Here is a 16,185-nt window from a genome sequence, read left to right as displayed (position 1 = left end):
TTTGCTCAGGCACTGAACAGCTGGCGGATTTGTTCGGAAAGGGCGGCGACGTCCTTGTCCAGCAACCAGTCCAGCGTCAGGTACACGGCGACGCAGACCAGCGCGATCAGCGCCAGGTAAACCCACAGCGGCACCTCGTGGCGCAGCATCTGCGACACCTGGTCGGGCAGTGCCCAGTCCGGTGACAGTGCTTTGGGCGCCTTGCGGTAGCGGGCAATATCCTGGCCCAGGGTATTGGCCAGGTAGCGCAGCTGGTCTTTCTGGCCGAGGCTGAACTTGCCCTCGAAGCCCAAGGCCAGGCACAGGTGGTAGACCTCGAGCACATCGATGTTCTGCTTGACGTCGGCACGCAGCGCATCGACCTTCTCGAAGAAGCCTTCACCCGCCAGGTGCACGCCGAAGTAGCGGAACTGCAGCGGCTGCAGCTCGAAGTGCTGGCGCAGCTGGTTGTCGCTCGCGCGCAGCACGCTCTCGTCGAGGAAGGCACACAGCGCGTACTGGGTGTCCTTGACCTGTTCGGCGCTGTAGTTGGCAGCGCGGGCTTCGCGTTCCAGGTTGGCGAAGAAGCGTTCCACGCTGGCTTCGAAGGCCGGCACCGAGGTGACCTGACGACCACGCCGCACGATCAGGGCCATGCTGATGAAGTCCTGGACCAGGTCCTTGAGCGTCGGTTTGTCGTTGGCGGCCGCGACGGCGCCCTGTTGCAATACGGCTTCGGTCATTTGAGCACCGCCATCAGTTCAAGCTTGAGGTTGGTAAAGGCGCTGGGCGCGTAGAAGCAGATGGTCTGGGCATTCATCATTCGCTCGTAGACATGGCCATGCGGCTCGATGGCGAAGTACTGGTTGTCCAGGCGCACCGGTATTGCGTTGGGCAGCCGTGCGGCATGGTTGAGCGTGACGCCGGGCATCGCGCTGTTGACCACCACCTCGATGTCTTCCGGCGAGCCGACCTTGAATGCCCGCGGTACCAGCTCCAGCAGGCTGGCACCAGGCATGTCGGCATGGACCGAGATATAGAAGTCGGCCTCGGTCAGGCGTGGATCGTGCAACTGGCCCTGCCAGTACGACGGCTTGGTCTGGTTGAGGTTGATGACGATGCACTGGTTGGGCACCACGTTGTCGAGCATCACCCGGATCATCTCGTCGAGCTTGACCAGCGACGCGGCCGGGTCGTGATGGTCGTATTCGGGGATGTCGCTGAGCTGGGTGTCCAGGGTGAACGTCAGCAGGCCACCCGCCAGGTCGGCGAGGAACAGGTACAGGCGCTCGGGGTGCAGGCGCGGGTGCGCCAGCAGATGGGCCAGCTGCGGGTGGGCGCGGTTGACGGTGTTCAGCAGCCAGAACAGGGTTACGTCGCTGGAGCCGAACTCGGCGATCTGGTCGGCGCGTTCGCGGCGTCGGCCGGACAGGGCCTTGCTCTTGGCCTGCAGGGCGCCGAGCAGGCGCTTGCCGATGCCGGCCAGGGTCTCGTGGCTGCCCAGATGCAGAGTGGGGTGGACGAAATGCGGGTCGAGATTGAAACCGCCCATGCTGTTGCGGGTCAGCCTGGCCAGCGGGCAGTGGCTGTAGCCGTCCAGGCTGTCACCGTCCACCAGCAGCACCACGTTCAGGCGCAGGCTGGTGATTTCGTTTTCCAGCTCGCCTTCATTGAGGTCGGGCAGGGTATCGAACTGCTTGCGGAAACGCCGCGCGGCCTTGTGTTCCTGGCCGTCCTCGACATAGTTCAGGCCGAATGGCTCGGGCAGTTTCAAGGCAGCATGGACCTTGAGGTCGTTGGCCTTGAGCAGGTCCTTGAGGTCGCGGGCAGCCGGCAGCGGGTCATGCTGCGGCGCGTCGTACAGGCTGCCATCGGGGAACACCAGCTTGAGGCGCTTGAGCTGCAGCGAACCGTTGGCCAGGGCGTCCTCATCCACCTGCAGTACCTGCACACCCCAATGGAATGGGGTGGTGCGCAGGGTCGCCTCGGCCAGCTGGTGCTGGTGGAACTCATCCTGGTACTGGAAGTGCTGGGGCAGCAGGAACATGCCTTCCGACCACATCACCCGGCTCTGCTTGCTCATTTGACGCTATCCACTAAAGAGTTGAAGGTTGAATCCATGGTGTTCTGTGCCGATTTGCTGGCGGCATCGCTGGCCTTGTCGAGCACGGCGTCCTGCACCTTGTCGGTGAGCGTCGGTGCGTTGTCCCGGGCCTTCTGCGCGGCTGCCAGCTGGTCGGCAGTCGGCGGTTTGTTCAGTACGTCGACGCCACGCATGGCGCTGATTTCGGTGTTGTCCACCAGCACCCGCAGGCCGTCGGAAGAGAACCAGATACCGTCCTTGCGCAGCGAGTTGGCGTCGAAGGCGACCTTCCAGCGCGCGTCCTGTTCGTTGCGGAAGAAAGCTGCCACGCCGACGTAGCGAGCGCTTTTGGCCAGTGGCCATTGGTCGATCTGGCCGATGCCCGGCAGCAGGGTGATTTCGCGGGCTTCCACCAGGGTGTTGCCCAAGGCCTTTTCCGGGGTGTCCCACAGGGTCTCGGCATCGGTCGCGGCGAAGCGTTCGAGGTCGGTCAGCTGGTACACGCGCATCACCACCGACAGCGGCTTGCCCTCGGCATCGGGGTTGAGCTGGTTGCCGCCGTCGGAGGTCAGGATGACCTTTTCGCTGTCGGCCAGCATGTCGGCCGCCCAGCTGTCTTCCATGCGCTTGCCGATACGGTCGGTGACCCCGCAGCCGGCCAGCGCCACCAGCAAGGCAGCTGTGGTCAGGCGTTTGAGGGCGGTGTGCTTGTGTTGCATGACGGCAAAACCTCCGTGTACTGGTCAGGCCACGCGATAGGCGAAATCGCCATCGCTGCCCAGCTCGATCGCAAGACGCTGGATCGGCGTGTCCTGGGCCATGCGCTCGAGCACGCGCTGGGCGAGCTCGGGCATCAGGGTCTGGGACAGGATGTTGTCGATGTTGCGGGCACCGCTGTCGACCTCGGTGCAGCGCGCGGCGATGGCCTTGACCAACGCCTGGTCGTAGCTGAGCTCGGCCTGGTGGTTGCGGGCGAAGCGCTTGGCGATGCGTTCGAGCTTGAGGGCGACGATGCGCTCGAGGATCTGGTCCTGCACCGGGTAGAACGGCACGATGCTCAGGCGGCCGAGGAAGGCCGGCTTGAACACATGGTTGAGCTGGTCACGCAGGTCTTCGACGATCGCTGCGGGCGTCGGCAGCTCGGTGGCGTTCAGGCAGGTCTGCATGATGCGCTCGGTACCGGTATTGGAAGTGAGGATGATCACCGTGTTGCGGAAATTGATCTCGCGGCCTTCGCCATCGTCCAGCACGCCCTTGTCGAACACCTGGAAGAACAGTTCGAGCACGTCGGGGTGGGCTTTTTCCACCTCGTCGAGCAACACCACGCTGTACGGCTTGCGACGCACCGCCTCGGTCAGCACGCCGCCTTCGCCGTAGCCGACATAGCCGGGAGGCGAGCCCTTGAGGCTCGAAACGGTGTGGGCTTCCTGGTACTCGGACATGTTGATGGTGATGAGGTTGCGTTCACCGCCGTACAGGGTATCGGCCAGGGCCAGGGCGGTTTCGGTCTTGCCGACGCCGCTGGGGCCGAGCAGCAGGAACACACCGATCGGTTTGTTCGGGTCTTCCATGCGTGCGCGGGAAATCTTGATGCGCTTGCCGATTTCGTGCAGGGCGTGGTCCTGGCCCAGCACGCGCTCACCAAGCAGGGCCGGCAGGCGCTGCACGGTGTCGATCTCGTCACGCAGCATCTTGCCCAGCGGGATACCGGTCCAGCCGCTGATGACCTGGGCGATGGCGCCGCTGTCGACCAGGGCATGGACCAGAGGCTGGTCGCCTTGCACGCGGGCCAGTTCGGCACGCAGGGCGTTGAGCTGCTTGGCATCGGCCTCGCTGGCGGCGTCCAGCGCCTTGAGCTGTTCGACCAGTTCCAGCTCCTGTTGCCACTGCGTGTTCAACTGCTGCTCCCGCTGCTGCTCGGCCTGCAGGGCAGCCTGCAGCTCGCCCAGGCGGCGAGTGTGGTCGTGGCCTTTGCCGGCTTCGTGGCCGAGCACGGCGATTTCGGCCTGCAGGTTGTCAATCTGGCGGCGGCAGTCTTCCAGGGCACCAGGTTGCGACGATTGCGCCAGGGCAATGCGCGCGCAGGCGGTATCGAGCACGCTGACCGCCTTGTCGGGCAGCTGGCGGCCGGTGATGTAGCGGTTGGACAGGCGCACGGCCTGCACCAGCGCTTCGTCCATCACCGCTACCTTGTGGTGTTCGCGCATCTTGCCGAGCAGGCCGCGCAGCATGTGGATGGCCTTGTCTTCGTCGGGTTCTTCCACCTTGACCACCTGGAAGCGGCGGGCGAGGGCGGCGTCCTTCTCGAAGTACTTCTTGTATTCGGCCCAGGTAGTGGCGGCGATGGTGCGCAGCTCGCCACGGGCAAGGGCCGGTTTGAGCAGGTTGGCGGCGTCGTTCTGCCCGGCTTGGCCACCGGAACCGATCAAAGTGTGGGCTTCGTCGATGAACAGGATGATCGGGTGCAGGCTGCGTTTGACCTCTTCGATCACTGCCTTGAGGCGGTTCTCGAACTCGCCCTTGACCCCGGCGCCGGCCTGCAGCAGGCCCAGGTCGAGGGTGTGCAGGGCCACATCCTTGAGCACCGCCGGCACGTCACCTTGGGCGATGCGCAGGGCCAGGCCTTCGACCACGGCGGTTTTGCCGACCCCGGCCTCGCCCGTGAGGATCGGGTTGTTCTGGCGGCGACGGGTAAGGATATCGACCATCTGCCTTACTTCGAACTCGCGGCCCAGCACCGGGTCGATGCGGCCTTCGCGGGCGCTCTGGGTGAGGTTGACCGTGTACTGGTCCAGCGCCGGGGTCTTGCCGCCGGCCTTGCTCGCACTGTTTACTGGCGCTGCCGGGCTGGCCAGCGGGCTGGCCTGCCGGGACTCGGCGCTGCCTTCCACCAGCGCGGCAAGGTTCAGGCGCAGGTCATCGGCGTTGATTTTCTCCAGCTCCGGCGCCGAGGCGATCACCACGCGACGCAGTTCGGCATCGTCGAGCAGGGCCTGCAGCAGGTGAGCGCTGCGCACCTGGCCGACGCCGTATTCGATCGACGCCAGCAACCAGGCCTGTTCGATCATGCGGGTGATGTGCGGCGACAGCGCCGGGGTGCGGGTATTACCTTTCTTGAAGGTGCCCAGGGCCGTGACCAGCTGCGCCTGCAAGCGCTCGGCGACTACTTCGTAGTGGCGCAGGATCGGCGCCAGGTCGCTGTCGCTGTTATCGAGCAACTGCAGCAGCAGATGCTCCACCTCCACGTCGTAATGGTGCTCCGACAGGCACAGGGCCGCCGCGCTTTCCGTGGCCGTGCGGCTGGTTTCGTTGAGCTTGGCGAACAGAGACTTCAGGTTCACAAGGCGACCCCATCGTAAGGAATGTGGAAGACGGCGCAACGCGAAGGCTCCGCGTCACGACCAGGGCGTTTGAGCCAGCCCAGCCAGCCCAGGGCGACATTGCCACTGCGGCCCAGCTGGGCGCGTGGCACCGCCTCGCGCTTGAGGCGCGGGGCAATTTCGAAATCCAGTTCGGCGCCTATATAGAAGCGCACCAGCTCGACCAGCTTGCGGTAGCACGCGGTGCCCGGCTGGAAGCGCTGGTAATCGGCCAGGCTCAGCGGCCCCAGCTCGATGCGGATGCACGACTGGTAGTCCCAGACCCGGTTGCCGGCTACGGCGCTGTGGCCGAGCTGGGCATTGCGGCGGCCGAGCTGGGTGCATTGTTCGGGCTGCAGGTGCAGCCAGCGCCCGGCGAACTGGCGGACCTTGATCGGCAGCGAGAAATAGAAGCCGAGCATGCGTTCGAGGTTCAGCGCGTTGCGCGGCTTCTGGCTGAGCAGGCCGGCAAAGTAGCTGAACAGCTCGCGGCGCAGCGCGGTTGGTTGCTGCTCGAACTTGAGTTGCTGCGCGCGCGGGCCGAGGCCGACCAGGTTGAGCAGGTAGCCATCGAAGCCCGAAGTGCCATTGCGCTCGTGCTCGATATGAAATTTGTACTTCTGCCAGGCCTCGTAGAACAGCGTGGTCATGCGGTGCGAGAAGATGTCGAGAAACGCGTGGGCGGCATCGTCGCGATACTGCACGTGGCGCTCCAGCAGCAGCTCGGTATACGGGCGCGGCAGTACGCCTGACGGCCCGACCAGGCCCATGAAGGTGACCTGCACTTCCGACAGCGGCAAGCCGGCCGGCGACACCTTGCCTTCGCGCTCGAAGTGCAGGTCGCTGACCTCGCTGGCCGGGAACGCCAGCGACAGCTGGGTACGAAAACGCAGCGGGTCTTCGTGCGGCCGGGTTGCCAGGTCCATGCGCCCGGTACGGCTGTAGTGCAGGCGGAGCAGGCGCACCAATTGAAAGAATTCGAATCGGTGCGGCTCGGCTCGGGCCTGATCGATCAGACCAGGGGCTGATCGCCGGTGCGTGCTGGCCATTGGACGACTCTCTTTTCTCGTTGTTGGGTGCGCAGGGTCAGTTGGGTGAAGCTGTTCATCGAGCAGTACTGGCCGAAGAAGTGGTCCAGCACCATGCCGAACAGGTACACGCCACTGCCGATGAACTGGCTTTCATCCAGGGTCAGCGTGATGCCGACGCCACGTACGAAGTTCGGCCGCGGGTGGCCGATGCGTGCGACCACCGGCTCGCTGCTGATCGCCTTGATGCCGTTGATCTGTTTGCGAATGGCGGAAACATTGCGGTAGTTGTACAGCGACAACAGCTCCAGCAGCACTTCGCGGCCCTGGCTGACCAGCGACATATGGTTCAGCGACAGGTGGGCGATCAACCGCCAGATCAGGCCCTTGCCCAGGGGCACACGCACCGTGGAGGTGGGCTTGCGCAGGCAGCGGATATCCTTGATCACCGAGTTGGCGGGAATGTTGAAGTCACCACGTTCGCCCCCGAACGGCAGCATCAGCGGTACATCGCGGTTGCTGCAGGTAAGGCCGATGCTGAGGGTGTCGCTGCTGGCGTCGATCAGCTCCAGGTCGCGGTCGACCACGCGGATGCTCATGGCGGTGGCGTCACCCTGGATGCGCCGGCGCGCCACCCAGAAGCTGCTGTGCGGGTCCTGCTCGCCACGGGGTTCGAAAAACGGGTGGCAGGTGGCGACCTGGTCGATGCCGCCGAGTTTGCGCACCCGCCGTACGCGGTCGATCGAGACGACTTCGGCAGCGTTGTGCAGCCGTGTATCGGGAGTGACCGGGTATTCGTGCTGGGTGTGGGTCAGCTTGATCGGCTCGGCTTGCTGGCGGAACAGGTTGATGATCGGTGTGCAGTTGAGCTTGAAGTTGTTGCGCCCGATGTTCTGTGTCAGCCGCGCCAGGCGCTCGCTGAGGTCGTAGTCGGAGAAATAGAAGTTGATCTCGACCTGCTCGATGGCCTTGCCCTGCAGGATGCGGGCAAAGCCGTTCAGGTCGAAGAACATGAACTTGTCGGGGAAGGTGAAGTACTCGTGCAGCAGGCGGTAGCCCAGGAACGAGCGCTCGGAGTAGTCCACCAGGCCTTCGTCACGGGCGTAGCCCACGGCTTTCAGGGCATCGGCCGGCAAGGCCACTTCGCGGCTGCGGCCCTGGTCCTGGAAGCTCAGGGTGGCCTTGGCCAGGTTGTTGAACAGCAGCTCGTACAGCTGCAGCATCAGGGTCGCCTCGCCGTCGAGGAAGAACCGCAGGCGGTCCAGTTCCATCTGCCCGAACAGGGCATCGCCGGTGGCTGCCAGGCGGATGCGCAGGCGTGCGACCAGGTCGGCGCTGTGGCCGTTGAAGGCCGAACGCTCCAGTTCGGCGAACGAGGCCTGCTGCACGGCAATCGGCCACAGCTCTACCGGGTAGCAGGTGCGGAACTTGCACACCACACCTTCCACGGCATTGGCATGCATCTCGGTATGGCGCGCCACCCGGTAGGCTTCGGTGACTTTCTCGTGCTTGCCCAGGCTCAGCTCGGCAATCGACATCGATGGGGTAGGGCGCAGGTAGTGTGGGTACAGCACCTCGAGGAAGGATTCGACGATTTCCGGAAACTCGTCATCGAGCTTCTTGTGCACCCGCGCAGACAGGAACGAGAACGCTTCGATCAGGCGCTCGGTGTGCGGGTCTTCGCAGTTGTCACCCTCGATCAACAGCCGCGAAGCGATTTTCGGGTACTGCGCGGCAAACTCCTGGCCGAGGAAGCGCAGGTGCGACAGTTCCTTTTCGTAGTAGGGCAGCAGTTCGTCGAGCATCAGTTGAGGTTCTGCACTTTGTATTCCTGGGTGTTGACCTGCAGCACGGCGTCGAATGACACCTGGCGGCTGATGTCCTGCAGACGCAACACGGCGTCCACGCGGAAGGTCAACATGCGGTGGCCGTTCTGCTGGGCCAGCAGCTGCACGCGGACACGGCGAAAGCGCCGGTCCCCTGTGCTGATCGCCCGCTCCAGTTGCTGCTGGATCAGGCGCCGATCATGCGGGTCGAGCACGCTGCGGCTGATGAAGTCGGGCATGCCGTATTCGAGGATGGAGCCACCGAGCTGGCTGTAGCCCTCCAGCTCTTCGGCGACCAGGCTCTGGCGAGTGTTCACCAGTACCTCCAGGTCACGGACGATGCTGGCCTTGTACTCGCTCAACGAGCAGGTGCGTTGCACGGCTGGCTCGGCCGACTGGTACGGACGGTCGTCCAGCAGTCGGTCGAGCAGCGAGGGCAGCAGGCGGGCCTGGTTACTCATGTGTCATCCCTGTACACACCGGCCTGTCAGCCGCGCGCGCCCTGTGGCAGCTCGGCAACCAGGCGCAGCGAAGCGGTCAGCTCATCCAGCTGGTAGTGCGGGCGCAGGTAGGTCACGGCCTTGTACACACCTGGCTTGCCCGGCACTTCGAACACCTCGGCGCGGGCTTCGCGCAGCGGGAACTTGGCCTTGGCTTCCTGGCTGGCGGTGTCGTCGAGCAGCACGTAGCTGGCCAGCCACTGGTTGAGGAAGCGCTCCACATCCATGCGCGAGGCGAAGCTACCGATCTTGTCGCGCATGATGGCCTTCATGTAGTGGGCGATGCGCGAAGTGGCGAAGATGTACTGCAGTTGGGCCGACAGGCGCGCGTTGGCGTTGGCGATGTCGGTGTTGTACTGCTTCTGCTTCTGCGCCGACTGGGTGCCGAAGAACGCGGCATAGTCGGTGCCCTTGCAGTGCACCAGGGGAATGAAGCCCAGGTCCGACAGCTCTTTTTCGCGGCGGTCGGTGATGGCGATTTCGGTCGGGCACTTGAGGGCGATTTCGCCGTCGTCGGTCTTGAAGGTGTGGGTTGGCAAACCTTCGACCAGGCCGCCACCTTCCACGCCGCGGATGGCCACGCACCAGCCGTAGCGGGCGAAGGCATCGGTAACGCGGGTGCCGAGGGCATAGGCAGCGTTCATCCACAGGTACTTGTTGTGGTCGCGGCCATCGACGCTTTCGACGAAGTTGAATTCTTCCACCGGGGTGGTATCGGGGCCATACGGCAGGCGACCGAGCACGTGCGGCAGGGTAAGGCCGACGTAGCGCGAGTCTTCCGAAGCGCGGAACGACTTCCACTTGGCGTATTCGACGGTGTCGAAGATCTTTGCCAGGTCACGCGGGCCGGACATCTCGGTGAAGGAGTCCCAGCCGAACAGCTCGGGGGAGGCGGCCGAAATGAACGGGGCATGGGCTGCTGCGGCGACGTGCGAGATCTCCTCCAGCAGGTACATGTCTTCGGGGTTGCGGTTGAACTCGTAGTCACCGATCAGCATGCCGAAAGGCGCGCCGCCGAAGGTGCCGTACTCTTCTTCGTAGACTTTCTTGAACAGCGCACTCTGGTCGAATTCGCTGGCGGCCTTAAGGTCGCGCACCAGGTCTTTCTTCGAGGCATTGAGCAGGTGGATCTTCAGCGTGGTGCTGGTCTCGGTCTGGTCTACCTGGTATTTCAGGCCGCGCCAGGAGGCTTCCAGCTGCTGGAACTCACGGGCGTGCATGATTTCGTTCATCTGCTCGGAAAGCATCGAATCGATCTCCGCGATACGCGAATCGAGCACGGCGATCAGGTCCTTGCTCGGGGTCATCTCGCCCTCGAGCACCTGGTTCACCAGTTCGCCAATCAGGTCGCGGGTGCGGTTGCGCTCGGTGTCGGAGCGGGCCACGCGGCTTTGCGAAATGATGCTGTCGAGCAACGATGCCTGTGGCGCGAAGTTTTCCACTTCGACCAGGTCGCCGGCCTGTTGCGGTGCGGTTTGCTTGTCGGTCATGTTCGGGCTCCTGCTCAGGCGCGATCGCTGCTGGATGGGTCTTTCACTTCGGCTTCACGGCCGAATTCCTTGCCCAGGGTCTTGAGCTTCTCGGTGTTCTGCAGCACGTCCATCAGCAGCTCTTCGAGCTTGTCGTTGCCGCCCATCTTGTTGCGCAGGTCGGCCAGCTTGTTGCGCACTTCCAGCAGCTTGCGCAGCGGCTCCACCTGCTTGACCACGTTCTGTGGCTCGAAGTCTTCGAGGCTGTTGAAGTTCAGCTCCACGCCCAGCTGGGTGCCGTTCTTGGCCAGGGTGTTGTCGACGCGGTAGGTCAGGCGTGGCTTGATGCCCTTGAGCACGCCGTTGAAGTTGTCGCGGTCGATGAACACGAACTTGCGGTCCTTGAGCTTGGGCAGGGGCTCCAGCGGGTTGCCGGAGAAGTCGCCCAGTACGCCGACGACGAAGGGCAGCTCCTTTTTCTCGATGGCATCGCCGATGTCCACGTCGTAGGTGATATGGACCCGAGGCGCGCGAACGCGGTCGAGTTTGTGCTGAGTGCTTTCCTTCTTCGCCATCGTGTTCTCCAGTGCGAGCAATTCGCTGCGAATCATTGCGCGGCCCGTTGCCGGGCGCTGCGCGTTACAGTCCTTCGATCGTCAGCAGCAGGCGCTGACGGATTTCGTCGTTCATTTCCAGGATGTTGTCGCGGCCCACCAGCTCTTCGAAGCTGGTGTTGCCGGCAATCTGCGTGCTGCTGCGGATGACCGAGTCGTCGGGCAGTTCAGAGCGCACCGGCGAGCTGATGACGCAGAACGGCAGGTCGCCAAAGCCCTTGAGGCGCTCGAAGCTGAGGTTGTAGCGCAGGCCCTCGAACAGCCGGCCAAGGCCAGGCGACTTGCTCAGGCAGTAGAACAGCACCAGGTAGTGCACCACGAAGCGGTACAGCTCGGCGCTGCTGCGGTTGGGGTCTTTGATGACGTTGCGAAACCGCGCCAGGTCGAAGGCGTGGAAGCCCACCACCCAGCGGGTCGGGCTGGTGATGCGGATGACCTGGCCGCTGTGCTCCAGGGCCTTGTCGTATTCCAGCGGGAACAGTTCGGGGGTGGTGCTGATCAGGTTCAGCGGTACTTCCAGCTCGGTGACCAGCTGGAACGGCGCGGCCGAGCCGATACGTTCGTAGAGTTCGACCAGGGCCTGGAAGTGGCCCTGGGTTTCGCGCCCGCTGCTGCGCTGGGCGCCTTGCAGGTATTCGCCAAACAGGGTTTGCGGACGGATCAGCGGTGCCACGGTGGCGAGGTAATCCGCCGCCTGCGCCTTCAGCGCATCGGAGATCGCCCGCGTCTGGCTACGCAGCTTGATCAGTGCTTCGACATCGAATGTCTGTGTCATCGGTGCATCGTCCATGTGCCTGCTTGATCGTCCTGAAACGCCAATGGCGTGGACCTGAAATTGCGCCTCTCGACGGCGGCAAACTTGAGTGCTGGCACATGAATATCGTGTTGCCAGCAATGCCGAGTAGGGCACCTCGCTGCGGAAGAAGTTCCCGCGAGGGGGGCGATTTTTTCCCTGTTTTGTGATGTGACGCAATGATGGCGCCATGCCATTGGTGAAGGGTTTCGAGTACGGGAAATGGGACTTTGGCCCCTAAAGTCAGGGGGCGGAAGTACTAAAAGGTCGGTAAAAATTGGCGTAAAAAGTTTTTTTCAAAAAGTGAAGCGGGTCTCATTTTTTGGCGTCGAGGTGATGGCATTCGACTGTCATCGCGACACGTTTCAATGATGGCAATGCGACGGAATATGCCGCGTTAAAGCGGTTTGGCATGGGTTGCTACAGCGGCTTTGCAGCGGCCATGCGACCCTCGATTCCCCAGTCCCGCAACCACCCGAGCAAGGCGTGTAATTCATCGGTGGCCTCGATCAAAAGCGAGCCGTTTTCATACAGGACGGCATCGCTGAGCGTGCCCATGCCGTAGGGCATTTCGAAAACGCTCAAACGGACCTGCTCGGGGTCGCTGTGCACCCGTGAGTGGTAGCCTAGGAGCGTGTTGGCCCAGCTTGAGTAACCACCATCGCGCAGCAGCAAGGTTGCTGCTCGTGCCAGTACCGCCGAGATTTCGGTCAGATCCCAGGTGCAGGGGGCAGCCGTGCCTCGCTGGGTGCCAGGTTGCATCATCAAGAGGTGGTCCAGTTCGCGGCGGCGGCATCGGACGACCATGGGCAGTGCAGCCGATGGATCCTGTAGCCATGCCGTGTATCGGGCCTTGTCGATACAGTAATACTCTTCGTAATCGGCCAGTGCGTTGCTGACCGGGATCGACAGGTAGCACTGCTGTGAAGTCAGTTCTATCCCTAGCGAAAAGCGGTGCTCGCGGCTGGTGTAGGTGTCGTTGAATTTCATGCTGGGAAGCGCCTTCGAGGTAAGCAGCTAGCGGCCATCCACCTGGACGCAGATGTTCTGCTTGCCCACGATCTTGCATGGCCAGTTATCGTTGATGTAGCTGTCTGGCGTGAAGCACACGCGCTCATCGTTAACCCAGAACATTTGCCATCCAGAACCCGAGATGCGCAGCTTGGGGCACGACCAGTAGCCTTTGGCGGAGAGTGTGGCAGTGGTCAGCGCGATCATGACAGGCGCTACGACCATGAGTGCAACCGTCAATTGCATCGAGCGTAGTTGGAACGCGTAGAGCCAGGACTTTTTGGGCGGGTCGAATTTCTGACCGGTCCAGGCGGCGATCAAGCATCCCGCCACCATTATCGGCGTGAACGGCAATGCCGCGATCGAGAAGAATGACATCAGGGGCGTTTCCACGACCGGTGCATGCCTCCAGATACGACCGTAAAGCGGGACGATTTCAGTCCAGAGCACGTAGACGCCAAGTGCCCCTACGGCCAGTAGGCAAAGGGCCAGGCCAATGCCCGCCAGTTTGAAAAGGAACGGGGATCGTACATGGAGTTCGGCATGATTCTTCACGGTAGCCTCTGCGTTCCTTTCTGCATCGGTCTAGTCTCTGCTGCTGCCTGCACGGGGCGTTGTCAGTGAGCAACCGGTTCAGCAGCAGGCTTTTTGCTGTCAGAGCGAACGGCGAGTGAGGAGTATTAGCGCTGCGCTGATGGATTGAGAAAAACACGAAGCCTGAATGCTTTTGGCGGTCCGCGTCCCCTCGGTAGTTATTTTTCTCCAGGCAGGCGAATCTTCAGGCCGTTGGCGGATTGCTTTGCAATGTAATAAACATGAAGCAATGCCTCGGCGAGGGCTTCGTCCGTGGGTTCAAATTCTTTAGCCGCGATAGAACCAATCGTCAGTCTGTGCAGCTTCGATTTATCCTTCTCCGTACCGTCGAACACGGCCCTGATGTACTTCAGTTGATCGATGACGGTGGCGTAGACAGTAAAGCCAGGGGGGCGATTTTGGCGGTCAATGGCGAGTGCGAGCGCTTTGTCTACATACTCGAGTGGTGTAGTAGGTTTCATGTTAATCACCTGGGCTTACCAACTTGAATGTAGTGATCCGGCTTGAAGCACACCCGGTCATCATTGACCGCGTCCCGCAAGTGCCATTACGGCCGCGTTCGCGATGGCCATTTGCCGGAATTGGCCAGTGGCGAAAAATTTGAACCAATCCACGTTATGAAACATTTTTCTCCGCCAGTGGAGCTGATGCGTCAGGTAGCGAGACAGTTCGAGTTGGAGCTGTCAGGCATGGGCTCTGATCGACACCTCAAGGACCTTCTGCGACGGGCCGTTCGGCGATAGGCGGGGCGCTTCCGGGCGCCAGTGAGGAATATCAAAGATGGCGATATGACATTGCCTTGCAGGGCGGTATTGCCCGGTTTTCTAGGCCTGTAGTGAGTTGACAGGGCAGCTTTTGCCGGTGTTTCCTTTGGGCCTTTCTGCCTGCCTGGCATTCGGGAATGTGAACCATGTCGCATTAATTTCAATGCATGATGGCACTTTCCTTTCTGCAGGCAGTCGCATGATTCCGCAGAGCACGCGCGTTATGCGCGCATGCAGAATACGCCCGCAAGATCAGGGTTGCAGCTGAGCATCGCAAGCGCGTGCTGGCCGTGTTTTCAAGGAGATTTCGCATGATCATGGACCTGGCCTCCGCGCTGCTGTCGCCGCAGAACCGCCGCCTGTTCAAGTTTCACAACCTGGCCAACCCCGAGCAGGAACTGCTGCTGGAAACCTTCAAGGGCACCGAAGCCCTGTCGCGGGCGTTCAACTACGAACTGCTGCTGGTCTGCGAAGACTCCGGCGTGCCGCTCAAATCCATGATGGGCCAGCATGTCAGCATCGAGATCGAACTGGCCGAAGGCGGCCCGCGCTACATAACCGGCTACCTCACGCGCTTTGCCAGCATCGGCAGCGACGGCGGCATGGCGCGCTATACCGCAACCCTCAACCCGTGGTTCTCGATGCTGAAGAACCGCTTCGACACGCGGATCTTCCAGGGCAACACGGTCGAGGAAGTGGTTACCGAAGTGTTCGCCCTGTGCCCGGCGTTCTCTCGTCACGAGTTCCGCCTGACCCGTCCGCAGAAGCGCTACACCTACATCACCCAGTACCGTGAAACCGACTTCAACTTCGTCCAGCGCCTGCTGGAGGAAGAGGGGATGTTCTACTACTTCGAGCACACCGCCGAAGGCCACACCATGATCATCTGCGATGACTCCAGCACGCTGGTGGACATCCCCGAGCAACCGCAAATCCGCTTCCACAGCGCCTCGGTCACCGAGACTGCCGACTCCATCACCCAGTGGAGCGGCAACCGCCAGTTGCAGTCCGGCAAGATGGCCACGCAGACCTTCGACTACCGCCAGCCCAACAACCGCCTGCCGGTGGCGCTGAACAGCGTGAACAAGCAGGGCGATGTCGAGAACTTCGAGATCTACGACTTCCCCGGCCAGTACACCCACGGCACCTACGACGAGGGCGAAACCCTGCTGCGCCTGCGCATCGAGGCGCTGGAGCTGCGCGGCAAGAAGTTCGAAGGTGCCAGTAACTGTCGGGCCATGAAGCCGGGCTACACCTTCGAGCTGCTGCAGCACTACATCCACGACCAGGGCCCGGTAGAAGACCGCCAGTTCCTGCTGATGAGCGTGGAAAGCGAAGGCCACAACAACTACCTTACCGGCCAGCAGGCCAGCTACTTCAACACCTTCAGTTGCGTGCGCAAGAAGATCCCGTTCCGCCCGCAGCTGAGCACGCCCAAGCCGACCATCGCCGGCCCGCAGACCGCGATCATCGTCGGCCCACCGGGTGAGGAGATCTTCACCGACGAACTGGGCCGGGTGAAGATCCAGTTCCACTGGGACCGTAATGGCAAGTACAACGACCACAGCTCGTGCTGGGTACGCGTCGCCCAGTCCGGTGCCAGCGGTGGCTTCGGCAGCATCCAGATCCCACGTGTAGGCGACGAAGTGGTGGTGGTGTTCCTCGACGGCAACCCCGACCGCCCGCTGATCATGGGCAGCCTGTACAACAGCACCAACACCCCGCCATGGTCGCTGCCGGCAAACAAGACCCAGAGTGGCTTCCTGACCCGGTCGATGAAGGGCGACGGCGGTACCGCCAACTTCTTCCGCTTCGAGGACAAGGCCGGCGCCGAGCAGATCATCATGCATGCCGAGCGCAACATGGATACCGAGATCGAGCTGGATGAGACCCATGATGTGGGGAACAACCGGACGATTACAGTAGGTGGCACGCACACGGAAATTATCAAGAAAGATACGGTGGTGAACGTCAAGGAGGGGGCTTACACCTTGCAGGTGGATAACAAGTTCATCCAGGTGAGCGCCAAAGAGAGCATCCTGCTGCAAGTCGGCACTAGCAAGATAACCCTCAAACCGGATGGCATCACTATCGAAGCAGACAGCATCGACATTCTGGGCAAGAACACCTTTGTCAAAGGTGACCGGGTCGACATCAACGAGTAG

At 62.2% G+C, this 16,185-nt stretch carries 14 protein-coding genes; 1 reads left to right on the top strand and 13 read right to left on the bottom strand.

Annotated elements, in window-relative coordinates; genetic code table 11:
• Positions 1-5: 5 nt before the first annotated feature.
• The 13 genes from icmH to GEV38_RS15005 form a co-directional block, all read right to left on the bottom strand.
• Complete coding sequence (gene icmH, locus GEV38_RS15065; RefSeq protein ID WP_013972755.1) at positions 6-722, bottom strand: type IVB secretion system protein IcmH/DotU; 717 nt, start codon at positions 720-722, stop codon at positions 6-8.
• Positions 719-2,062 (bottom strand): type VI secretion system baseplate subunit TssK, encoded by a 1,344-nt coding sequence (gene tssK, locus GEV38_RS15060; protein ID WP_013972754.1) that lies wholly within the window; start codon positions 2,060-2,062, stop codon positions 719-721. Before tssK ends, icmH begins: the two co-directional genes overlap by 4 nt.
• Positions 2,059-2,781 (bottom strand): type VI secretion system lipoprotein TssJ, encoded by a 723-nt coding sequence (gene tssJ / locus GEV38_RS15055; protein WP_015270495.1) that lies wholly within the window; start codon positions 2,779-2,781, stop codon positions 2,059-2,061. The genes tssK and tssJ overlap by 4 nt, the downstream gene beginning before the upstream one ends.
• Positions 2,782-2,805: 24 nt before the next feature.
• Positions 2,806-5,403, bottom strand: a complete 2,598-nt coding sequence (gene tssH, locus GEV38_RS15050) for a type VI secretion system ATPase TssH (RefSeq protein ID WP_015270494.1) — start codon at positions 5,401-5,403, stop codon at positions 2,806-2,808.
• Positions 5,400-6,470, bottom strand: coding sequence for a type VI secretion system baseplate subunit TssG (gene tssG, locus GEV38_RS15045; RefSeq protein ID WP_015270493.1), 1,071 nt, complete (start codon positions 6,468-6,470; stop codon positions 5,400-5,402). Before tssG ends, tssH begins: the two co-directional genes overlap by 4 nt.
• A complete protein-coding gene (tssF, locus tag GEV38_RS15040; protein WP_061304500.1) occupies positions 6,434-8,254 on the bottom strand; it encodes a type VI secretion system baseplate subunit TssF in 1,821 nt (606 codons plus the stop codon). Before tssF ends, tssG begins: the two co-directional genes overlap by 37 nt.
• The gene (gene tssE, locus GEV38_RS15035) at positions 8,254-8,736 is read right to left on the bottom strand and encodes a type VI secretion system baseplate subunit TssE (RefSeq protein WP_013972749.1); all 483 of its coding nucleotides are present in this window, start codon (positions 8,734-8,736) and stop codon (positions 8,254-8,256) included. Before tssE ends, tssF begins: the two co-directional genes overlap by 1 nt.
• Before the next feature lie 26 nt (positions 8,737-8,762).
• A complete protein-coding gene (gene tssC, locus GEV38_RS15030) occupies positions 8,763-10,265 on the bottom strand; it encodes a type VI secretion system contractile sheath large subunit (protein WP_015270492.1) in 1,503 nt (500 codons plus the stop codon).
• A 14-nt stretch (positions 10,266-10,279) separates the two neighbouring features.
• Positions 10,280-10,819 (bottom strand): type VI secretion system contractile sheath small subunit, encoded by a 540-nt coding sequence (gene tssB / locus GEV38_RS15025; protein ID WP_012272397.1) that lies wholly within the window; start codon positions 10,817-10,819, stop codon positions 10,280-10,282.
• A 64-nt stretch (positions 10,820-10,883) separates the two neighbouring features.
• Positions 10,884-11,633, bottom strand: coding sequence for a hypothetical protein (locus tag GEV38_RS15020; protein ID WP_043936170.1), 750 nt, complete (start codon positions 11,631-11,633; stop codon positions 10,884-10,886).
• A gap of 438 nt (positions 11,634-12,071) precedes the next feature.
• On the bottom strand, positions 12,072-12,641 hold the full coding sequence (locus GEV38_RS15015; protein WP_054573237.1) for a hypothetical protein: 570 nt from the start codon (positions 12,639-12,641) through the stop codon (positions 12,072-12,074).
• 27 nt (positions 12,642-12,668) lie between these two features.
• Complete coding sequence (locus tag GEV38_RS15010) at positions 12,669-13,217, bottom strand: hypothetical protein (RefSeq protein WP_054573238.1); 549 nt, start codon at positions 13,215-13,217, stop codon at positions 12,669-12,671.
• Positions 13,218-13,414: 197 nt separating this feature from the next.
• A complete protein-coding gene (locus tag GEV38_RS15005) occupies positions 13,415-13,717 on the bottom strand; it encodes an immunity protein Tsi6 family protein (protein ID WP_054573239.1) in 303 nt (100 codons plus the stop codon).
• A gap of 614 nt (positions 13,718-14,331) precedes the next feature.
• Between GEV38_RS15005 and tssI the strand changes: the two genes are divergently transcribed.
• Positions 14,332-16,185 (top strand): type VI secretion system tip protein TssI/VgrG, encoded by a 1,854-nt coding sequence (tssI, locus tag GEV38_RS15000; protein WP_015270487.1) that lies wholly within the window; start codon positions 14,332-14,334, stop codon positions 16,183-16,185.

The organism is Pseudomonas sp. 13159349, from assembly GCF_013305685.1.
GTDB classification, from domain to species: Bacteria; Pseudomonadota; Gammaproteobacteria; order Pseudomonadales; family Pseudomonadaceae; genus Aquipseudomonas; species Aquipseudomonas asiatica.
This window is presented reverse-complemented; position numbering and strand designations above follow the sequence as displayed.